The 22,984-nt window shown below is 27.6% G+C and carries 20 protein-coding genes, 1 pseudogene and 1 riboswitch; of the genes and pseudogenes, 10 read left to right on the forward strand and 11 right to left on the reverse strand.

Annotated elements, in window-relative coordinates:
• Nucleotides 1-185 precede the first annotated feature (185 nt).
• From SPJ33_RS07485 to SPJ33_RS07495, 3 genes are read left to right on the forward strand one after another with little or no spacing between them, the layout of a single operon-like run.
• Nucleotides 186-359: a spore coat associated protein CotJA gene (locus SPJ33_RS07485; protein WP_321117347.1), complete on the forward strand. Its 174-nt coding sequence runs from the start codon at nt 186-188 to the stop codon at nt 357-359.
• 18 nt (nt 360-377) lie between these two features.
• Entirely contained in the window at nt 378-626 is a 249-nt protein-coding gene (locus tag SPJ33_RS07490) for a spore coat protein CotJB (protein WP_321117348.1), read from the forward strand.
• A 19-nt stretch (nt 627-645) separates the two neighbouring features.
• Nucleotides 646-1,212, forward strand: a complete 567-nt coding sequence (locus SPJ33_RS07495; protein WP_321117349.1) for a manganese catalase family protein — start codon at nt 646-648, stop codon at nt 1,210-1,212.
• 46 nt (nt 1,213-1,258) lie between these two features.
• Here the strand turns inward: SPJ33_RS07495 and SPJ33_RS07500 are convergent, their stop codons facing one another.
• Together SPJ33_RS07500 and SPJ33_RS07505 are read right to left on the reverse strand one after the other, a co-directional pair.
• On the reverse strand, nt 1,259-1,684 hold the full coding sequence (locus tag SPJ33_RS07500; RefSeq protein ID WP_321117350.1) for a UDP-N-acetylglucosamine pyrophosphorylase: 426 nt from the start codon (nt 1,682-1,684) through the stop codon (nt 1,259-1,261).
• 37 nt (nt 1,685-1,721) lie between these two features.
• A complete protein-coding gene (locus tag SPJ33_RS07505; RefSeq protein WP_321117351.1) occupies nt 1,722-2,510 on the reverse strand; it encodes an HAD family hydrolase in 789 nt (262 codons plus the stop codon).
• A gap of 159 nt (nt 2,511-2,669) precedes the next feature.
• Between SPJ33_RS07505 and SPJ33_RS07510 the strand changes: the two are divergent.
• The 3 genes and pseudogenes from SPJ33_RS07510 to SPJ33_RS07520 all read left to right on the forward strand — a co-directional run bounded on the left by SPJ33_RS07510 (nt 2,670) and on the right by SPJ33_RS07520 (nt 7,371).
• A pseudogene (locus tag SPJ33_RS07510) lies at nt 2,670-3,505 on the forward strand (aspartate--ammonia ligase).
• A gap of 13 nt (nt 3,506-3,518) precedes the next feature.
• Nucleotides 3,519-5,612 (forward strand): glutamine synthetase III, encoded by a 2,094-nt coding sequence (locus tag SPJ33_RS07515; RefSeq protein ID WP_321117352.1) that lies wholly within the window; start codon nt 3,519-3,521, stop codon nt 5,610-5,612.
• A gap of 91 nt (nt 5,613-5,703) precedes the next feature.
• On the forward strand, nt 5,704-7,371 hold the full coding sequence (locus SPJ33_RS07520) for an ammonium transporter (protein ID WP_321117353.1): 1,668 nt from the start codon (nt 5,704-5,706) through the stop codon (nt 7,369-7,371).
• 35 nt (nt 7,372-7,406) lie between these two features.
• Here the strand turns inward: SPJ33_RS07520 and SPJ33_RS07525 are convergent, their stop codons facing one another.
• The 6 genes from SPJ33_RS07525 to SPJ33_RS07550 form a co-directional block, all read right to left on the reverse strand.
• Nucleotides 7,407-7,967: an ECF transporter S component gene (locus SPJ33_RS07525; protein ID WP_321117354.1), complete on the reverse strand. Its 561-nt coding sequence runs from the start codon at nt 7,965-7,967 to the stop codon at nt 7,407-7,409.
• Nucleotides 7,968-8,002: 35 nt separating this feature from the next.
• Entirely contained in the window at nt 8,003-8,983 is a 981-nt protein-coding gene (locus SPJ33_RS07530) for a nucleoside hydrolase (protein WP_321117355.1), read from the reverse strand.
• A gap of 119 nt (nt 8,984-9,102) precedes the next feature.
• Nucleotides 9,103-9,147, reverse strand: a riboswitch (PreQ1 riboswitch).
• A gap of 18 nt (nt 9,148-9,165) precedes the next feature.
• Nucleotides 9,166-10,398 (reverse strand): multidrug efflux MFS transporter, encoded by a 1,233-nt coding sequence (locus tag SPJ33_RS07535; protein WP_321117356.1) that lies wholly within the window; start codon nt 10,396-10,398, stop codon nt 9,166-9,168.
• 182 nt (nt 10,399-10,580) lie between these two features.
• On the reverse strand, nt 10,581-12,371 hold the full coding sequence (locus tag SPJ33_RS07540) for an ABC transporter ATP-binding protein (RefSeq protein WP_321117357.1): 1,791 nt from the start codon (nt 12,369-12,371) through the stop codon (nt 10,581-10,583).
• A complete protein-coding gene (locus tag SPJ33_RS07545; protein WP_321117358.1) occupies nt 12,364-14,097 on the reverse strand; it encodes an ABC transporter ATP-binding protein in 1,734 nt (577 codons plus the stop codon). Before SPJ33_RS07545 ends, SPJ33_RS07540 begins: the two co-directional genes overlap by 8 nt.
• Before the next feature lie 230 nt (nt 14,098-14,327).
• The gene (locus SPJ33_RS07550; RefSeq protein WP_321117359.1) at nt 14,328-15,491 is read right to left on the reverse strand and encodes an AI-2E family transporter; all 1,164 of its coding nucleotides are present in this window, start codon (nt 15,489-15,491) and stop codon (nt 14,328-14,330) included.
• Nucleotides 15,492-15,689: 198 nt separating this feature from the next.
• On the opposite strand from SPJ33_RS07550, the gene SPJ33_RS07555 reads away from it, so the two are divergent.
• Nucleotides 15,690-15,836, forward strand: coding sequence for a hypothetical protein (locus SPJ33_RS07555; RefSeq protein ID WP_321117360.1), 147 nt, complete (start codon nt 15,690-15,692; stop codon nt 15,834-15,836).
• A 60-nt stretch (nt 15,837-15,896) separates the two neighbouring features.
• Here the strand turns inward: SPJ33_RS07555 and SPJ33_RS07560 are convergent, their stop codons facing one another.
• Entirely contained in the window at nt 15,897-16,988 is a 1,092-nt protein-coding gene (locus SPJ33_RS07560; RefSeq protein WP_321117361.1) for a ribose-phosphate pyrophosphokinase, read from the reverse strand.
• Between the two features lie 245 nt (nt 16,989-17,233).
• Here SPJ33_RS07560 and asnB point away from each other — a divergent pair, with 245 nt between their 5' ends.
• Nucleotides 17,234-19,072, forward strand: a complete 1,839-nt coding sequence (gene asnB, locus SPJ33_RS07565) for an asparagine synthase (glutamine-hydrolyzing) (RefSeq protein ID WP_321117362.1) — start codon at nt 17,234-17,236, stop codon at nt 19,070-19,072.
• Between the two features lie 50 nt (nt 19,073-19,122).
• Here asnB and SPJ33_RS07570 read toward each other — a convergent pair whose 3' ends face one another.
• Nucleotides 19,123-20,511, reverse strand: coding sequence for a L,D-transpeptidase family protein (locus tag SPJ33_RS07570; protein ID WP_321117363.1), 1,389 nt, complete (start codon nt 20,509-20,511; stop codon nt 19,123-19,125).
• A 283-nt stretch (nt 20,512-20,794) separates the two neighbouring features.
• Here SPJ33_RS07570 and SPJ33_RS07575 point away from each other — a divergent pair, with 283 nt between their 5' ends.
• Nucleotides 20,795-20,950, forward strand: coding sequence for a hypothetical protein (locus tag SPJ33_RS07575; protein WP_321117364.1), 156 nt, complete (start codon nt 20,795-20,797; stop codon nt 20,948-20,950).
• A 146-nt stretch (nt 20,951-21,096) separates the two neighbouring features.
• Here the strand turns inward: SPJ33_RS07575 and SPJ33_RS07580 are convergent, their stop codons facing one another.
• Nucleotides 21,097-22,290 (reverse strand): acetate kinase, encoded by a 1,194-nt coding sequence (locus tag SPJ33_RS07580; protein ID WP_321117365.1) that lies wholly within the window; start codon nt 22,288-22,290, stop codon nt 21,097-21,099.
• A gap of 524 nt (nt 22,291-22,814) precedes the next feature.
• Here SPJ33_RS07580 and SPJ33_RS07585 point away from each other — a divergent pair.
• Nucleotides 22,815-22,982 carry a hypothetical protein gene (locus SPJ33_RS07585; RefSeq protein ID WP_321117366.1) on the forward strand — a complete coding sequence of 56 codons (168 nt, stop codon included), beginning with the start codon at nt 22,815-22,817 and terminating at the stop codon, nt 22,980-22,982.
• Nucleotides 22,983-22,984: the final 2 nt, after the last annotated feature.

Consider the following 22,984-nt stretch of genomic DNA (forward strand, 5'->3'; position numbering starts at 1 on the left):
ACTAATAATATGATTATACTATCTAACAAAATAATTTCAATAAACATTTTTTTACACAAAAACATAACTTATAATAATTTAATAATTTTTATACCTAAAAACTACATTTTTCGCATCACAAAATAAACTTAAATTCCATAATATAATCTTGAATTAAGTTTTATTGAAAGGACGAAAAAAACTAGATGTGTGATTATTATAAATTAATGCCAGATTTTAAAGATGATGATTCTAGAAAAGATTATTATGCAAAAGCATATGTACTACCTCAATTATATAAAAATTTATTTACAGTAAACTCTGCTTTAAACAAAGGAACTATATTTAAAGATCTTTATAAACCTTATCATGGAAAATAAATTTTAGGAGGTAATTACATGTCTAAAGAAGAATTATTAGAAAAAATCATGAAATATCAATTTTATGCAGTTGATTTAAATCTTTATCTTGATAACTTCCCTGAAAATAAACAAGCTACAAAAGATTATGAGGAAGTATCTAGTAAGCTTAATTGTTTAATATGCAAATATGAAAATCTTTATGGACCACTTACTAATTTTGGATCAGCTTTTGTAGAAAATCCAAAGGCTTGGGTAGATTCTCCATGGCCTTGGGAAAATTGTTAAAAGGAGGAATTATTGATTTATGTGGTATTATGTAAAAACATTACAATATCCAATAAACTTAAAATGTAAGGATCTTCAAATGGCAAAATTCCTTATATCTCAATATGGAGGCCCAGATGGAGAATTAAGCGCTGCTTTAAGATATCTAAATCAACGTTTTACTATGCCAACTAGAAAAGCTAAAGCATTATTAACTGATATAGGAACAGAAGAAATGGCACACGTTGAAATGATTGCAACTATGGTATATCAATTAATGGAAAACGCATCAGTTGAAGAATTAAAGAAAGCTGACCTTGGAGGACACTATACTGATCATGGAAGAGGTTTATACTATACAGATGCTACTGGAAATCCATGGACAGCAACTTATATACAAAATAAAGATGACGTTATTGCTGATTTACATGAAAATATGGCAGCAGAAGAAAAAGCTAGAGCAACTTATGAATGGCTAATAAATTTAACAGACGAGTATGAGATAAAAGAAATATTAAAATTCTTAAGACAAAGAGAAGTTGTTCATTTCCAAAGATTTGGTGAAGCTTTAGTAAACGTTCAAGAAAACATGGATAAAATAAAATAATTTTTAGTTATTTTATTTTAAAATAGAGGATTTAAAATCCTCTATTTTAATTTTCTATAATATCTATAACCTCTTCTACTGGTCCTGGAATCTTAAAGATAATATTTTCATCTATTCTTAATTTACATTCTTTATCATTTACTTTTATTTGATTTAAAGTTAATTTACCTGGCTTTAATTCCTTGTATGTTGCTGATGAAATATCAACCTTAAATTTTTTATCTCTAATACTTGTAATCTTTAATGAAGTACCATGTTCACTATCTTTTGACTTAACTCTTATGCTTATTATATTATTACTTTTACCCTTACAAGTAACATTTTTATCTGGAATACTTTCTACCTTTGCTTCTCCATGCATAGTCATAAAGCCACCACTTAATTCCATTTTAGCCATAAGTTCTAATCTATATTCATCACTTAATTTTTTAAGTAGATTACCTAATTCATTTATAGTCAATTCAAATTTCATATTAAATATATCCCTCACTTTATTAGTTTTTAATTAATTATTTTAGTACGTATTCTTTAATAGCTTCAATAACTCCATTTTCCACATTACTTTTAGCTATAAAGTTCCCATATTGTTTCATATCTTCATTGGCATTTTCCATAACAAAGCTATAATGAGCTCTCTTTAGCATTTCTACATCATTATAAAAATCTCCAAATACCATAGTTTCATCTTTAGATATATTAAAGTCATTTTGGATTTTTTCTAAAGCATTACCTTTATTTATATTTTTATTCATTATATCTAACCATATAGCACCTGAAACTACAACGCTAAGATCTTCTCCAAATCTAGGTTCTAAAATCTTGTAAGAGTTTTTTGATGAATTTCCTAAATCACAAACAGTTATCTTAAATATATCATCATCAACATTATATAAATCATCAACTATATACTTCTTATTATAATACTTATTTATTTCTTTATTAAAATTATCAGAACAATCTAATTGATAAGCTCCTTTTCTGCCACATAGCAATATTTGAACGTCTTTTATGTCTGAGCAAACCCTAACTATCTCTTTAACCTTTTCTCTATCAATAATTTCAATGCTTGAAATTTCATTATTTTCTACAACAAATGCTCCATTATCACATATATAATCAATCTTACCTTCCATGCCTTTAAAAGTTTCTTTAAGCTTAACATAAGAACGTCCACTAGCAACAACGAATTTTATATTTTTTTTTACTAATTTATCTAAAACCTCCGGAAATTCCTTTGGGAGTTCTCCATTTTTATCTAATAAAGTTCCATCCATATCTGTTGCAATTAGTTTTATCATCTTAAAATCTCCCCCTATATCTAATTTATATTGATTTCATTATATCACATTGTTATTCTTTTCTTCCTTATTCTACTTTAATTTATATTAATATTTTTAATACCCATGAATATAATATCAATATATTTTTTACTATATTAAAATGGAGGAGTTTATTTTATGAGTAAAATTATAATTCCTAAAAATTATAAATCTTATTTAAGCCTTTACGAAACTCAAATAGCAATCGAATTTATAAAAGATACATTTGAAAACTTCTTAAAAAGTAGCTTAAATCTAAAAAGAATTTCAGCGCCTCTATTTCTAGATCCATCTACTGGTCTTAATGATAATTTAAATGGAGTTGAAAAGCCAGTATGCTTTAAAATCAAAGAAACTAATAATTATGCTGAAATAGAAACTTAGATTATTTAAAAAATACAGCATCTATAATTATAAATTGTATATGTAATACTTTAGATTTGGTAAAGGAAAAGTTTCCAAACATTCCAGTTGAACTTTCAAGAAATATAAGCTTTATTTCTGCTCAAGAATTAGAAGATATGTACCCTGATTTATCCCCTAAGATGCGTGAAGATAAATATTTAAAAAAGCATAAAACTGCAGTAATAATGAAGATTGGTGATAATTTAAAATCAGGACAAAAACACGATGGAAGATCTCCTGATTATGATGATTGGCAACTTAATGGGGATATATTATTTTGGAATGATTTATTAAAAACATCATTTGAAGTATCATCTTTAGGCATAAGAGTTGATAAAAATTCTTTAGATGAACAACTTAAAAAATCAAATTGTGATGATAGACGAAATTTATTATTCCACAAATTATTACTTAATGATACTCTCCCACTTACTGTAGGTGGTGGAATAGGTCAATCTAGAGTTTCTATGTTACTTCTTGGAAAGGCTCATATAGGTGAGGTGCAAGTTTCTATTTGGGATGAATATACTTATAGAGAATGTAAAAAATCAAATATAGAATTATTATAAGGGGGATACTAATATGAGTAATATTACAGAAATTTTTGGTTCTATGGTCTTTAATGATGAAGTAATGAAAACTAGACTTCCAAGTGATATATATAAATCTTTAAGAAACACTAGATTAAATGGTACTAATCTTGATATAAATGTTGCAAATATTGTTGCAAGTGCTATGAAAAACTGGGCAATAGAAAAAGGAGCTACTCATTTTACACATTGGTTCCAACCAATGACTGGAATTACAGCTGAAAAACATGATAGCTTTATCTCTTCAACTAATGAAGGAACTGCTATAACAAAGTTTTCTGGGAAAGAATTAATAAAGGGTGAACCTGATGCCTCAAGTTTCCCATCTGGTGGATTAAGAGCAACTTTTGAAGCAAGAGGCTATACTTCATGGGACCCTACTTCATTTGCATTTGTAAAAGACAATACCCTTTATATACCTACTGCATTTTGCTCCTATAGTGGTGAAGCACTTGATAAGAAAACTCCACTTTTACGTTCAATGGAAGCTTTAAATAAAGAGTGCCTTAGAATTTTAAAATTATTTGGAAATTCTGATATATCTAGAGTATTATCTACTGTTGGGCCTGAACAAGAATATTTTTTAGTAGATAAAGATCTTTATAACAAAAGAAAAGATTTAATATTCTGTGGTAGAACACTATTTGGTGCAATGCCTCCAAAAGGACAAGAACTTGACGATCATTATTTTGGAACACTTAAACCTCGTGTAGCTGCCTATATGAAAGATCTTGATGAGGAACTTTGGAAGCTTGGAATATTTGCTAAAACTGAGCACAATGAAGTTGCTCCAGCTCAGCATGAACTAGCACCTATTTTTACAACTACTAATGTCTCTACAGATCATAATCAATTAGTTATGGATTTAATGAAGAAAATTGCAAATAAACATAATCTAGTTTGTTTACTTCATGAAAAACCTTTTGATGGCATAAACGGTAGTGGAAAACACAATAATTGGTCAATATCAACTAATACTGGAGTTAATTTATTAGATCCTGGTGATTCTCCTATTGAAAATACGAGATTTTTATTATTCTTATCTGCAATAATAAAGGCTGTAGATGAGTATCAAGACCTTTTAAGAATTTCAGTTGCAAGTGCTGGTAATGATCATAGACTTGGCGCAAATGAAGCACCTCCAGCTATAATTTCCATCTTCCTTGGTGATGACTTAACAGAGATAATAGAATCACTTGAAAATAATAAAGCTTATATTAAAAAAGCTACTTCAAAAATAGAAATTGGTGTAGACATATTACCTAACCTAAAAAAAGATACAACCGACAGAAACAGAACATCACCATTTGCATTTACAGGAAATAAATTCGAATTTAGAATGCTTGGCTCTAATTTATCATTATCTGGCCCTAACGTAATTTTAAATACAATTGTATCAGAAGCTTTATCACAATTTGCTGATACTCTTGAAAACTCAACTAACTTTAACGAAACACTAATGCATTTAATTAAATCCACAATAAAGAATCATAAAAGAATTCTTTTTAATGGAAATAATTATTCTGATGCATGGGTTAAAGAAGCCAAAAGCCGTGGACTACTAAATTTAAAAACAACAGTAGATGCATTACCTTATTTAATAAAGGATAAGAATATAAAGTTATTTGAAAAACATAATGTACTTACAGAATCTGAAATCTATTCAAGATATGAAATACTTTTAGAAAACTATTGTAAAACTATAAATATTGAAGCACTTACAATGTCTGAAATGGTCAAGAAAGATATAATTCCTTCAGTATGTTCTTACATTAACGACTTAAGTAATACTGGACTTTCAAAAAAATCACTAAACCCTAATATAAATTGCTATTTAGAAACAAGTTTAGTTTCTAAATTATCAGATTTATTGTTAAGCCTTTATAATAAAACATCAGAACTTGATGATAAACTATCAAAAGTAAAGTATAATTCTACTGATATACTATCTAGTGCAACTTATTATAAAGACACTATACTTTCACAAATGGAATCTTTAAGAAAAACTTATGATGAACTTGAACCACTAGTTGGAAGAAAATATTTACCTTATCCAACTTACGAAGATTTATTATTTAGCATATAATTAAATAAATTAGTACCAAATGGCGTATATTTTTCATAGACTATTTAAATATATACGCCATTTTTAATATTTTATCTTAAGGGGGAATTTTATGTATTCATCTGTAGATACTATATGGGTACTAATCGGAGCTATTCTTGTATTCTTTATGCAAGCTGGATTTGCAATGGTTGAAACTGGCTTTACTCGTGCTAAGAATGCAGGAAACATAATAATGAAAAATCTCATGGATTTTGCAATTGGAACAATTATTTTCTGGGTAATAGGTTTTGGAATTATGTTTGGAGATTCAATCTTTGGAATTATCGGAACTCCTGACTTTTTTGTAAGAGGAGACTATTCTTCTACTTTTCCAACAATGGCGTTTCTTATATTCCAAACAGTTTTTTGTGCAACTTCAGCTACTATAGTTTCTGGTGCAATGGCTGAAAGAACTAAATTTTCATCATATTGCCTTTATAGCCTTATTATAAGTGCTATTATATATCCAATCTCTGGACATTGGATATGGGGTGGTGGATGGCTTGCAAATCTTGGCTTCCATGACTTTGCAGGTTCTACTGCTGTTCATATGGTTGGTGGTGTTGCTGCATTAGTTGGTGCAAAAATTTTAGGTCCTCGTATAGGCAAATATTCTGAAGATGGAAAACCAAATGCTATTCCAGGTCATAGTTTAACTCTTGGCGCACTTGGTGTATTTATATTATGGTTCTGTTGGTTTGGTTTTAATGGTGCTTCAACTGTATCTGCAACAGGTGATGCTACTTTAATTTCAATGTCTTCAATATTTGTAACAACAAATCTTGCAGCTGCAACTGCTGCTACTGTGACAATGATTATAACTTGGATAAAATATAAAAAACCTGATGTATCAATGACATTAAATGGTGCTCTTGGTGGACTTGTAGCCATAACTGCTGGATGTGACTTAGTCTCTCCTACTGGTGCATTTATAATTGGTATAATCTCTTCTATTGTCGTTGTATATGGAGTTGAATTTGTTGATAAAGTTCTTAAAATTGATGATCCAGTTGGTGCTATTGGTGTTCACTGCTTCTGCGGTGCTATTGGTACTATATTAACAGGATTACTTTCAACTACTAATGGATTATTCTATGGTGGTGGATTTAAATTTTTAGGCATTCAAATTATAGGTGTAGTTTCTGTTTTTATTTGGGTATTAATAACTATGACTATAGTATTTCTTTTAATAAAGCGTACTATTGGACTTAGAGTATCTGAAAATGAGGAACTTACTGGCTTAGATATAAATGAGCATGGAATAGAAAATAGTTATGCTGACTTTATGCCTGTGCATAACACCTTAAATTTAAGCCCTCAATCTGAAGAAGTGCATTTAGAAAACTTAAATGAACATAAAGATTATCCTAAGTCAAATAAATTTACTAAAGTTGTTATTGTAACTAATCCTAATAAATTTGAAGCTCTTAAAAATGCTTTAAGTAAAATAGGCATTGCAGGAATGACTATTACAAATGTAAATGGTTATGGAATGCAAAAAGGAAATATTGAATACTACCGTGGTGTTCCAATAGATATTAAAGTTTTACCAAAAATCAAGATAGAAATAGTTGTTGCAAAAATACCACCTCAAGAAATCATAGATACAGCTAAAAAAATATTATATACAGGTAATATAGGTGATGGAAAGATATTTGTATATAACGTTGAAAATGTAGTAAAAATTCGTACTGGCGAAGAAGGATATGATGCTCTTCAATACGATAATGATAACTAAAACAAAAAATACTATGCAAAATTGCATAGTATTTTTTATTTTTCCCTACTTAAATTTAATCTTATGCTATTTGGCATTGCTTTTAATACAGTAAATACTATAAAGAAGCTTATTGCCTTATCTAATAAATCAGTAAATATTTGTGTAGAAAATACTGATGTTATTATATTAACACCTGAATTCTTTAAAACTGCAACTATCATACTAGATCCAGATGAAGTTACTCCATCAAATACTAAAGCTGTAATAATTGAAGATGTAATTGATCCTAAAACTGTTATTAATATTATAGATAAAATAGATTTTATTCCATTAAATTTACCGCTTCTAAATAATAAACCTGTACTTACACCTAAAACTAATTGTACTGGTATAAAAAAGAATGATACTGGATCATAAGTTGCACCATTAACTATAGATGTTAATATCCCAACTATTCCTCCACATATAGGTCCTAATGTTATAGCTGACATAATCGTTCCTATAGTATCTATATATATAGGTAATTTTAATGTCAATGCAATAAATCCACCTAAAATGTTTATAACTATACATAATGCCATAAATACCATAGTACTTACATTAATTTTTTTCATATTTTATCTTCCTCTTTCTTTTTTTATTTATAAAATTAATAACTATACTTGTCTGAATTTAAAACAAGTTCTATATCTTCTGTGTGATTTTTAAATAATCTGCTTAAGAACATTTTCATAAATCTTTTAGAATCTACCTCTGTTAATACTAGGCAATTTGATTTTTTTCTATAGAAATTACCCTCATCAACTAAGCTCATTCCTATAGCTTTTCCTTCTGTAACTATATCTACATAGTATTCTTTTCCACTACAAAGACTTCTATCTATAAAATATGCAACTGCAAGAGGGTCATTTATAACACATCCAAGCGTTCTTTCTTGCATCCAATGAAAATCTACATAAAATCTAGTTATATCAACAATTAAATCACCTAAAGGCTCATTAAATTGTTTTATCATTTCAATATAGTTTGGAGTTAATACTACTTCTCTTGTTACATCTAATCCAACCATCGTTATGCTTTTTTCTAACTCATTAAATACTTTTTCTGCTGCATGTGGATCTACCCAAAAATTAAATTCTGAAACTTGTGAGCAATTTCCGTGACTCTTAAATGCCCCACCCATAAGAACTAATTCTTTTAAATTTTTCATTGCTTCTTTATCTTTATCAATAGCTTTTGCAATATTTGTAAGAGGTCCTAGTGCAATTATTGATACATCCTTTTGAGTTTTTAGAGTTTCAATTATAAAATCTACTGCACCTTCTTTATATGATACTTCTGTTACTTCTTCTAAAAAAGTTTCTCCAAGACCATCTTCTCCATGAGTATCTTCAGCTGTTATAAGCTCCCTCTTTAATGGATCAACTTCTCCTATATAAACACCTACATCCAATCTATTAAGTCTTTTTAATATCTTTAATGCATTCTTTGCACCTTTTTGTCCGTGTACATTTCCTGAAACAATTGTAATACCTAAAACATCTAATTCTTCTGAATTTAGCGCTAACATAATAGCTAATGAATCATCTATTCCAGGATCACAATCTATTATGACTTTTCTTTTTTCCATAAAACTTACTCCTTCTTATAATTAATTGCATAAAAAAATACCTTAAGACTATCTTAAGGCATAAAAAATAAAAAGGTTGCAGAAATGACCTATATATCTCTGCAACCTATAATAGTTATATTTGCCTAGTTTTTTATAGAGGGATGGTCTCGAACCTCTACCACATAGTGGATTTATAACTTTTACTTATTTAATTTACTACAATTTTGCAATATTTTCAACCTGTTTTTTGCTTGTATCTTTTTATAGACTAAATTATATACCCAAAGTGCATTTAATAATAAAAGTGCACTTGTAATAAAGAATATATATTTTATTCCAAAATGAGATGCTATTTGACCACCTAATATTGAACCACTAAATGTACCAAAATATTGTGCAGTCATATTGAACCCAAAAGTTCTTCCTACAATTTCATCTGGAGTTATTTTTTTAATTATAGTATTTATTGAAGGATTAAGTCCTGCAGCTGATAAACCTAATACAAATCTTAAGCCCATAAGTTGCCAAGGATTTTTAACAAATGCTTGAGGTATAAATACTACCCCAGCAAATATAAGAGCTACTAGCATAACTTTATGTGCACCAATATTATCAGATAACTTACCGAGCTTTCTTGCTGCTAAAATATTTGCAAATCCTGATGCTGAAAATACCATTCCGGCTACAAATGCAACATTTGAAATATTTTTAGATAAACTTGTTACATATACAGTTATAATAGGCTCTATTGAATAAAATGCTAATTGTAACATAAATGTTGTTACAAACATAGCAATTACTAATTGTTTGTTAGGAATCTTATTCCATACTTCTTTAAATTTAAGTGTATGATCTTCTATAGGATGGAAGTCTTCTTTTACAAAAAATATAGTAAGGATAAATACTACAGATAATAATGATCCAATTACAAAGAAAACACTTCTAACTCCTACTACTCCTTCTAAATATCCCCCAAACATTGGCCCAAGTAATGAACCTGCAACACCTGCTGTTGATAAAGTTCCAAGCGCAGTTCCTGCATGTTCTTTATCAGTTTGTGTAGCAATAAGTGTTGTGCAAGCTGTGCTATATCCTGATATAGTACCTTGCAAAAGTCTAAGTCCTATAAGAACATATACATTATGAACAAATCCCATAAGTAAAACTACAATAGCCATTCCAAGACTTGCTCTTAAAAGCATAGGCTTTCTTCCATATTTATCAGCAAGTTTACCCCAAATTGGCGAGAAAATACCAGATATTATATAGGTAACACCAAATGCTATACCTGATAATTGCTCAATTAAATTAACATTATTTATACCAAGATCTTTTATGTATATAGGTAGAATTGGTGCTAATTGGCTTAATCCAATCATTGTTACAAACGTCCCAAACCAACAAACTATTAAATTTCTTTTCCAAATATTCACAACTTTTTATCACCTCCATAGTTTTATTAATTTATATATGTATAAAAGTTATTATATCATGTATTATATTGCTTTTTTTTTAACAATTTGTTAGATTTAAGCAAACTTTTTAATAAAAAAAAGACTAGTCTAACCTAGTCTTTTTTAATTTAATTATTAAGTCATTGTATATCATTAAAAGATTAATTTACTTCTTTATCTGCAAATTGGCTATTATAAAGTTTTTCATAAAAACCTCCCTTAGCCATAAGTTCTTCATGATTTCCTTGTTCTATGATACTTCCTTCATTCATAACTAATATTAAATCAGCATTTCTAATTGTTGAAAGTCTATGTGCTATAACGAAACTTGTTCTGCCTTTCATTATGTTTTGCATAGCTTTTTGAAGTAATTGTTCTAATCTTGTATCTACTGAACTTGTTGCTTCATCTAATATAAGAATTGACGGATTTGATATTATAGCTCTTGCTATAGTTAAAAGTTGCTTTTCACCTTGTGATATATTAGATGCCTCTTCATTTAAGAACATATTATATCCATCTGGAAGAGTCTTTATAAAATGATGTACATTAGCAATCTTAGCTGCTTCTACAACATCTGCTCTTGTTGCTCCAAATCTTCCATATTCTATATTATCATGTATTGTTCCATTAAATAGCCATGTATCTTGAAGTACCATACCAAACATTGAGCGCAAATCTTCACGTTTCATGTCTCTAGTATCTACTCCATCTATCTTAATTGAACCACCTTTAATATCATAAAATCTCATAAGTAAATTTATTAGCGTAGTTTTACCTGCACCAGTAGGTCCAACTATTGCAACCATTTGCCCACTTTTAACATTTATATTTAAATCTTCTATTAATATCTTATCATCACTATATCCAAACTTTACATGCTCAAATTTAACATCTCCACGTAAGTTTTTAATCTTTACTGGATTTTCTGGATCTTTAACTTCTTCTTTTTCATTTAGTATCTCAAATACACGTTCTAATGCTGCAAAAGCTGATTGTATAGTTGATGATAATTGAGTTATTTGAGAAAGAGGCTGATTTATTTGCCATATATAACGAATAAATGCTTGTAGATTACCTACTGTTATTATTCCTCTTACAGCATAAACAGGACCTATAAATGCTATGCAAGCTATTCCTAAATAAGTTGTTAATGAAACTAAAGGTGACATTATTCCTGACACAAATTGTGCCTTAAATCCATTGCTACAAAGCTCTTCATTTATTTCTTTAAATTCAGCTACTGCATCATCTTGCTTTCCATATAATTTTATTTCATTAAATCCTGTATACATTTCTTGAACTGCACCATTTAACTTTCCTAGTGCATTTTGTTGATTTTCAAATAATTTTTGTGACTTACCAACAATAAATCTAGAAATAAAATAACTAATTGGTATTATAAGAAGTGCTATAAATGCCATAGTAGTATTTATAGTAAACATCATTGAAATTGCTAAAACTACAGCAAGTACAGAATTAATTACTTGGCTAAAGCTTTGTTGCAATGCATTAGATACTGTATCAATATCATTAGATATACGACTTAGTACATCTCCATAACTATTTGCATCAAAATAACTTATAGGTAATCTTCTTATTTTATTTTGTACTGCATTTCTTAAATCTCTTATTGTATTTTGAATTGCATTTGTTAATAAAAAATTAGATATATAAGTTAATGTTGTATACATTATATAAAGAAAAGCAAGTATTAAAAGTATCTTACCAACATAATTAAAGTTTACTGAAGCTCCCTTTACTCCTTTTGCAATTTCTATTACGTCATTTGTAAGCTGAGTTATAATAAGACCTTCTATTTTAGGAGAATTTGCACTTATAGTTACAGCTCCTATTATACATAATATAGATATTATAAAACCTACCTTATAAGGCTTTACATATGGAGAAATATTTTTGAAAGTTGTTTTTAAATTTTTAACTCTACTCATTTTCTAATTCCTCCTTTGTAAGTTGTGATGTAGCAATTTCATAGTAGATTTCACAATTTTTTAGTAACTCTTTGTGAGTTCCTTCTCCCACAACTTCACCTTCATTTAATACTATAATCTTATCTGCATCTAAAATTGAGCTAACTCTTTGAGCTACTACTAAGACTATAGAATCTTTAGTCTCTTCTTTTAACTTAGATCTTAATATTGCATCTGTTTTAAAATCTAATGCTGAAAAACTATCATCAAATATATATATTTCAGGTTTTCTAACTATAGCTCTTGCTATAGATAATCTTTGTTTTTGACCACCTGAAACATTTGATCCACCTTCAGTAATCTCTTCATTAAATTTATTAGGTTTTTTTGATATAAATTCATATGCTTGAGCTATTTTAGCTGAATGTTCAAGTTCTTTATGGCTTGCATCTTTTTTACCAAACTTTATATTATGTCCTATAGTACCTGTAAATAACAATGTCTTTTGAGGAATAAATCCTATTTTACTTCTTAAAGCTTTTAAGTCATAATCTCTTACATCTACTCCATCTATTTTTATGCTACCTTTTGTAACATCATAAAATCTTGGAATTAAATTTATAAGGGTACTTTTACCACTACCTGTACTTCCTATAAATGCTACCTTTTCACCTTTTTTAGCTGTAAATGATATATTTTTAAGTACTGGCTCTTCTCCATATGGATAAGTAAATGTTACATTATCAACTTCTATGCTTCCTGTTTGCTTTGTATCTTTTACCCCATTTTCTGGATTTTTTATTAAAGGTTCTTCTTCTAATAATTCTTGTATTCTATTTGCTGAAACTTCTGCTCTTGGATACATTACAAAAACTAATGAGAATAACATAATTGAAAACATCGCATGGAATAAATAATCTACAAATGCTACTAATTGTCCAACTTCTAAAGAACCTCTATTTATCATATGGCTAGCTATCCAAAATATAGCTACTGCTGCTAAATTTAATAAAAAGAAGAATGTTGGTTGAGTAGTAGACATAAGCTTATTAAGCTTTTTAGAAACAGTTGCATAAGCTTCATTTGTATCTTTAAATCTTTCTGTTTCATAATCTTCATTGCCAAAAGCTCTTATTACTCTTATACCTGTAAGATTTTCTCTAGATATACGATTTAATTTATCTAATCCTTTTTGTTGTCTTTTAGATAATGGATATGAAAGTTTAGCTACAAGCACAATACCAGCTATTATAAATGGAATTGTTATAGCTAAAACTAAAGATAGTGATAAGTTAGTCTTTATTATCATAATCAAACTTACTATAAACATAACAGGTGTTATAAGCGATGCTTTTAAAATAGTATTCATAAATTGTTGCAATTGGAAAGCATCATTTGTTGTTCTTGTAATCATTGACGATATACCAAACTTATCATACTCACTATGTGAAAATTCTTGTGCTTTCTCAAAAATATCATTTCTTATATCTCTTGTTATACTTGTTGATATTTTTGATGAACAATATCCAAGAATTATTGTTCCTAAAGTACCTACTAAAGAAATTATTACAATAATTACTGCCATTTTTCTTGTATATAGTATATTATTTTTTACTATTCCATCATCTATGATTTTAGCCATTACAGTTGGAATACCAAGTTCAACTAATGCAAATCCTAATACAGATATCACATTAAATAAAAACAGCAATTTATAGTTTTTTAAATATTTTAAAATCAGTTTCATTTTATCCCTCCTTATATTATTTTTATGAATTAAAATATTTAATTACAATAAGAATAGTCATTCTTATTGTAATTAAATATTTATTCCTTATTCAGATAAATTATATATTTATAAAATTAAATTTAAAGATAAAAAAATACCTTAGCATTTACATTGCTAAGGTAAATTATATTTGATAATATATCATATTTAAATTAGATTGTAAATATATACAAATACCAAATTATACTTTACATATAATCTCTTGTATCAGTATTCATTCCTTTTTTTTCTAATCTCTTTTCTATAACTTCTTTTATTATAGAATATACAACTGCAAATAATGGAACACCTATAATCATACCAACTAACCCTAAGAATTTTCCTGCAACTAATATTGCAAATAATATCCAAAATGCTGATATTCCAATTGAATCACCAAGAATTTTAGGTCCTATTATATTTCCATCTATTTGTTGTATTATAAATATAATAATAACAAGCCAGAATGCACTAACCGGAGAAACAAATAAAACTATTATAACAGATGGTATTGCACCTATGAAAGGTCCGAAAAATGGAATTATATTTGTTATACCTATTATTATAGATATTAATAGTGTGTATGGCATTTTAACTACTGCTAATATAATAAAAGTTAAAACTCCAATTATTAATGAATCTAATATTTTTCCACTTAAAAACTTACCAAATGTTTCATTACTCATATGTGTTAGCTTGATTACTCTCTGTGCAATTGTTTTTGGAAATAATGCATAAGTAATCTTTTTACTAAGTGCAAAAAACTTCTCTTTTTCTATCAAAAGATAAATAGAAATTATTATCCCAAGCACTATATTCCATACACTTGATAAGATAACAGCAAATATTCCTCCAATCATAGGAATCAAATTCGTTGAAAAATTAATTACATAATCAATAAACGTATTAAATTTATCATTTAATGTAACTAGATAATGTTCTTGTATACCCACTTTAGAAATAGTGTCATTAATAAATGTACTTGTTTTAGCTATATAATGTGGAACATCATTAATTAATCCAATTAAGCTACTTATAAGTTGTGGAAGAACAAATTGAATAAATAATCCCACTATTAAAAAAGCTGTTATATATGTTAATAATAAGCCAATTCCTCTTTTTGATTTCATTTTAAATTTCTTAAAAAATGAAAGCTTAAATACCCTATTTTCATAAAATCTTAAAATAAAATCTAAAATATAGGCTATAGCAAATCCCATAATAAATGGCTTAAATATGCCTACTATACTATTTATCTTGTCTAAAACTACTCCTAGCTGTGATACTGCTAAATAAAATAAAATTACAGCACACACTACAATAAATACATATGCAGCTATTGTATTGTATTTTTTATTCCAATCTATTTTCATTTTCCCCTTCTCCTAATAAATATTTTATAATACTTAACTTTTACCCACGTTTTAAAATTAAGTTTTCTTTATTATACACCAAAAAATTCCGTAAATCTTTAAAATTTTTTATTATTTTAAATTATATATTATTCTGTGAATATCTATATATATTTAAGCCAAACTAATTAATGAATAAAATTATAGGAGGATATAATTATGGATATTGAAAATAAATCTGCACACGACTTAGCAAAACAAATGATTATTGATGGAGAAACTTTTGAAAAAATCATGGATAAAACACATCTAAGACTAAAAGATTTAAAAAGAATTCAAAGAGAAGAAATAAGTAAAAAATTTTAATTAAATATATTTCATAACAAAAAGCAGAAATGCACTGCACTTCTGCTTTTTATATTTTTATTATTCATTTAATAATCTACGTATTATTTCTGTTGCATCCATGTATTTAGCAATAGATTTACCATAGTTTAATCTATTTATTATTCTTGCTAAGAATTCTGACATATCAACTCTAAAGAACCATTCTGAATCTCTTAACTTATCTGGTACATATGTTAAGTTAGTTGAGTAAACCTTTGTTATTACTCCATCTTTATAGAATTTATCAAACTTTTCTAATCCTTCTGTGAAGAATGCAAAAGTAGTTGCAACATATACATTTCTAGCTTTTCTATTCTTTAATTCTAGTGCAATATCTAAAACTGATTCTCCTGAAGCTATCATATCATCAACTATTAATACGTCTTTTCCTTCAACATCTCTTCCCATGTATTCATGTTCAACTATAGGATTTTTACCATTAACTATTAATGAATGATCTCTTCTTTTATAGAATAAACCAACATCTACACCTAAAACACTTGAATAATAGATAGCTCTATCCATAGCTCCTGTATCTGGACTTATTACAAGTAATTTATCTTTGTTTAATTCTAATGAACTTTGATCTTTTATAAGTGATTTTACTATATCATATGTTGGATATATGTTTTCAAATGACATTAAAGGAACTGCATTTTGAACATTAGGATCATGAACATCAAAAGTTAAAATTTCATCAACGCCTAATCTTTCAAGTTCTCTAAGTGCTAATGCACAGTCTAGTGATTCTCTTCCCTTACGTCTATGTTGTCTTGACTCATATAAAAGTGGCATAATTACAGTAATTCTTGAGGCTTTTCCTTTTATAGCTGAAATAGTTCTCTTTATATCTTGGAAGTGTTCATCAGGTCCTTTATGATTTTCAAAACCAAACATTTTATATGTGCAACTATAGTTTCCTATATCGCATAATATGTAAATATCTTTTCCCCTAACAGTTTCAGAAATTTTTACTTTTCCTTCTCCATTTGAAAATCTTATTTCATTTGTTGGAATTAAAAATGAATCATTGCAATTTCTTTTTGTTTGAATATATTTATCTACTGCATTTCCTAATTCCTTACAACTTTCTAATGCTATTATTCCAAGCTCATGATTTAATTCAGTCATTACTCATCTCTCCTTTTAATAATTTCAAATATAAATTACATTCTACTCAAAAATAATATATCTATTTAATAGTATATATCAATCTTTCATAACTATAAATAGCTTTTACGTAAATTATAGACAAGAAAATACAAAAAGATTAATATAGTATACACTTAAAACTAAAATTTGTAACTTCATTTTAATTAAAATCATATTTTATAACATACTTTTATAAAAATTAAATTGTGAAATGAGGTTTATATATGTGTGGAATTGCAGGTATTATTAATTTCAAAAAAAATATTTCAAATGATAAAGATATATTAGAAAATATGGTTAATACCTTAATTAAAAGAGGTCCAGATTCTTTTGGATACTACTACTCTCCTAATGTGCTTTTAGGTCATAGAAGACTTGTAGTTGTTGACCCTAAAGGTGGCATACAACCTATGACTAAAACTTTAAATGGATACAAATACACTATAGTTTATAATGGCGAACTTTATAATACAGAAGATTTAAGAAAAGAATTAATTAATAATGGATTTAAATTCGAATCTTATTCTGATACTGAAGTTTTACTTACATCATATATGTGTTTTGGAAGTGATTGTGTAAATAAATTAAATGGAATATTTGCATTTGCTATATATGATGAAAAAAATAACATAGTTCTTTTAGCAAGAGATTCTATGGGAGTTAAACCATTATATTATACAGTAAAAAATAATACATTTATATTTGGTTCTAAAATAAAAACACTTTTAGCCCATCCTTATGTTGAAGCAAAAATAGATAAAGATGGCCTAACAGAATTATTTGCACTTGGACCATCAATTGTTCCAGGTAGTGGGGTTTATAAAGATATAAAAGAAGTTCCTCCAGCAAATTATATAATAGTAAATCCTAGTAATTTTAAGATGAAAGAATATTGGAAATTAGAAGCTAAAGAAAATAATGAAAGTATAGATGATGCTGTATGTCATACACGTGATTTATTAGTAGATGCAATTAAAAGACAACTTGTTGGTGATGTTCCTCTTTGCACATTCTTATCTGGAGGTTTAGATTCATCTGCAATATCAGCTATAGCATCTAATGAATATAAAAAGAAAAATAAAAAGCTTACTACTTATTCCATAGATTATGAAGATAATGATAAATATTTTAAAGCATCACTTTTCCAACCAACCTCTGACCAATATTGGGCATTAGTTATGTCTAAATATTTAGATACTGACCACAGGACAGTAAATCTTAAGCAAAAAGATTTAGTTTATGCATTAAAGGATGCTGTTTTAGCTAAAGATCTTCCTGGAATGGCCGATGTAGATTCTTCGCTTTATCTATTTTGCAAAGAAGTAAAAAAAGATTTTGTAATTGCACTATCTGGAGAATGTGCAGATGAACTTTTCGGTGGTTATCCTTGGTTTACTAATAATGATATGAAATATGCAAATACCTTCCCATGGTCAAGATTTATAGATGATAGGAAATCTATTTTAAGTGATGAACTTAAATCTCTTAAAATATATGATTTTGCTCAAGAACAATATAATAAATCATTAAAAGAAGTTCCTCACTTAGATAATGAATCTAAAGAAGATTTTAGAATGAGAGAGTTATTCTATTTAAATATAAAATGGTTTATGATAACACTACTTAGTCGTAAAGATAGAATGAGTATGGCAAATAGCCTTGAAGTTAGAGTCCCATTTGCAGATAGACGAATAGTAGAATATGCTTTTAATATTCCAAGTAATATAAAATTATTAGATGGAAGAGAAAAGGGACTTCTTAGAAAATCTCTTGAAAATATTCTTCCAAAAGATATTATATATAGAAAAAAGAGTCCTTATCCTAAGACTCATAATCCTATATATACAGATCTTGTATGTTCTAGCATGAATGATATATTAAATGACAGCACTTCTCCAATCCTTCCTCTAATAGATAAAACATTTGTTAAAGGCATTGTTGATTCTAAAGGTTCTTCATACAAAACACCTTGGTATGGTCAACTTATGACTGGTCCACAGCTTATTGCTTATTTAATCCAAATAAATACTTGGCTTAAAGACTATAATGTTAAAATAATATAAAAAAAGCCTACATCAAGTTTGATGTAGGTTTTTTATTTAACTTAAATTGTCTACTCAAAATAACAAACAACTGGTGTATTAGCATCTATATTATTAAATATCTTTTGTGCTACTGCAGGTGGTAAGTTTACGCAACCATGTGATCCACTAGTCTTATAGATTTCTCCACCGAATGTATTTCTCCAAGTTGCATCATGAAGACCAATTCCACCATTAAATGGCATCCAATAGCTTACTTTTGAACTATATCCTTCTCCTCTTAGTGTTGCATCTTTTTCCTTATACTTTAATCTATAAGTCCCTTCTGGAGTTCCCCATTTTTTACTTTCGTTACCTGTTACAATATCTCCTTCAACTATAAGTTGTCCATTTTTATAATACCATAAATGTTGTTTTGACATATTTATTTCAACATAAGTATTTCCAATATCATCTTGTCCATAAGCTGCAGCTGTTTGAGAATATTTAGGATTTCTCTTTACATTTTTTCCTGATTTTATATCTTCTGTTAATGCTTCTGTTTCATTTGGAATACTAATTGCCCATCCGTAATCTCCACCTGGAACTTGTACTACTCCTCCACCTGTAGTTTGGAAGCCTCTTGTTTTTCCATATGTGTTATAAGTTTTAGCTAAGTTAGTTACATAATCAGTAACCTTTATCTCATTAACAACAGGATCTAAATCTTCATTAACTCCAAGCCAGTTGCCTATTGTTTCTTTATTTAAGTTAACTGTATTTTCTCCAATTGTATAAGTTATATCACTCTTTAAATATTTTTCAAGTGTTTCTTTTGCTTGTTCTAATTTTGGTGATTTTGTTGTATATTTTGGTGCTTCATAACAATTAGCTTCATCTAAATTTAATGTACGTTGTCCATCAGCTATAGCCTTTACAATTGCGTTATATAAAGCTTTTTTATTAACCTTAGTTCCATAAACTTCATCTACAACTTTAAATTCACCATTTTCATATATTAAACTAGCACTTTTAGGTGATACTATATTGTTACTTTCAAAATAAGGTAAGTCATTTATACATTCATCTAATTTAGTTTTATCATATGAAGCCATTTCTGTTACTTCTGAATTATTAGATTTAGAAATGTGGAATATCCATGCAAATGGATTTTGATTATCTTTTAATTCTTGAATCTTATTTTCTGAATTATATTGCAATCCTATATCAGATGCTGTGATTTGTGCATCTAAATTGTCTCTACCTTCTAAATCTAATTTATATGATCCAATTTGTGATGATATCTTTTTGCTTGCTTGTTCGACAGTTTCACCTGACACATTTATACCATTAATCTCGGATCCAAAGTAGAAGTGGTTAACAAAATAAAACGAAATACCTAGATATATTGCAAGTAATACACAAGCTGCAATTACAATACCTATAATTATTTTTTTTCGACTACTTTTTTGTTTTTCCATATTGATTACTCTCCCCTATATTATTGCACACAACATAAATTTATTTTAATATTTTCTCTTTAAATAATCTCAGTACCTTCATCAATAACTATAAAATTTTAATAATGTAATTCACAACTAATAATACCAGTATACTTAATTTTCATCAATAAAATTTTATAATTTACTTTTAGTAATTTTTCATAAACTTAATTGTTAAATTTTTAATTTTCCCCTTAATTTCCATGTGTTTTTTAAATCTATTTTATCCATACTAATACTATCAATTATTGGAGGTGAAAATATGCCAAAAGATAGTCAACCTGATAAAAAAGAAGCTAGACTAAAAAAATCTAATTTTCAAACAACTATAACTGATGAAGAGGGAAAAAACCATAATAGAACTAGAAAAAAACACTCAGTTAAACGTGAAGGATTCCAAAGCGATCATATTAATTAATGAAATTTAAACCCATATTATTTATATATCTCTTTTTTCATTATATTACTATAATTTTAAGCTTTTAATAAGCTTATGTAAATTTAGCTTAAACTAAGTAACATAAAATAAGAATCCTAATCTATTAGGATTCTTATTTTTAAAGCTTATTTTAATAAATTCACAGTTTCCTTAGCTATCATAAGTTCCTCATTAGTTGGAATAACATATACTTTAACTTTTGAATCTTTTGCTGAGATTTCAGTTAATTTTCCCCTTGATTTATTTTTTTCACTATCTAATTTGATTCCTAAAAATTCTAGTCCACTTAAACAAGCTTCTCTACTTTCTGGGCCATTTTCTCCAACTCCTGCTGTGAAAATAATTGCATCTACTCCACCCATTTGAGCTATATATGCACCAATTTGTCCTTTAATCTTGTAGTGGAATATATCTAAAGCTAATTTAGCTCTTTCATTTCCCTCTGCTACTGCCTTTTCTATGTCTCTAAAATCTGAACTTACTCCTGATATCCCTAAAACTCCAGATTTCTTATTTAATGAAGTTTCAACTTCTTCTAATGTATAGTTACATTCTTTCATAAGATATGTTGGAATTGCAGGATCTATACTTCCAGATCTTGTTCCCATTACTATCCCTTCAAGAGGTGTAAATCCCATAGTAGTATCAAATGATTTACCATCTTTAATAGCAGTTATACTTGCTCCATTTCCTAAGTGGCAGCTTATTATTTTTAAATCCTTTATATCTTTACCTAAAATTTCTCCAAGCTTATTTGATACATATTTATGAGAAGTTCCATGGAATCCATATTTCCTTATTCTATAATCTTCATATAATTTATATTCTATTGGATAAATATATGCAACCTCTGGCATTGTTTGATGGAATGCTGTATCAAATACAGCTACCATAGGAACACCTTTCATTATTTCTTGACAAGCTCTTATTCCAATTATATTTGATGGATTATGTAATGGAGCAAGCTTTGAACATTTTTCTAAATAACTTAATACATCATCATCTATTATGACAGAATTTTCATATCTTTCGCCACCATGAACTACTCTATGTCCTACAGCACCTATTTCCTCCATTGATGATATTACTCCACTATCTTTATCAACTAATGCTTTAAGAACTAATTTAATAGCTTCTTGGTGATCTTTAACCTCTTCACTAATTTTATATTCATGTTTAACTTTTGATTTCTGTGTTAAAACAGAGTCTTTAAGACCAATTCTTTCAACTAATCCTTTTGCAATACATTCTTCTTTTGCCATATCAATTAAACGATATTTTAAAGATGAACTACCACAATTTATAACAAGTACCTTCATTTAAATACACCATCCTTTTATACTTACTTTTATTGCAATCTCATATAAATACAATAAAGTTTAAGATACTCTAAATGAATATTCTCTTATAAAATTAATTATGTCTAACTATTGGTAAAATTAAACTAAAAATATTTTGTTATAAAATATGAATTCTCAATCTCTTTTTAATAATACTTTTTACCCATTAAAAGCATAAATAACCATAGTTGACATGATAATATTTTAATATCCTTTTGTAAACATTTTACATTATTATGATGATAGTTGCAAATAAAATAATAAAAATATATAAATAGTTATTTTTTCCCATATTTTATTATATTTTAATTATCTTTAACATACTTTTACTTAAAATTTGTCAATAATTTTTTATTTATATGATTAATTTGGATTTTTTGCTTAACTTTAACTGTTTATTATAATTATAAAATTCTAAAAAACTTAATGAATTTTTTAATAAATAATTACAAATAATAAATAAAACCACCTTAATTATAAATTTAAAATTGGAGATCTTTTAAATGACTCATAAAGAAAATTTAAAAAATGTAAATATCCCTAATCAGTCTTCAGATGATCAAAAAGAAGTTGATGTAACAGCACCTTGCGATCCATTAAGTCCTGATTATCCTTGGGTACCTTGTGGATTAACTGAAAAGGAAGCAAAAGAACTTAAAAACAAAAAATAATA

This window comes from Clostridium sp. (assembly GCF_034179595.1).
Lineage (GTDB): Bacteria > Bacillota > Clostridia > Clostridiales > Clostridiaceae > Clostridium.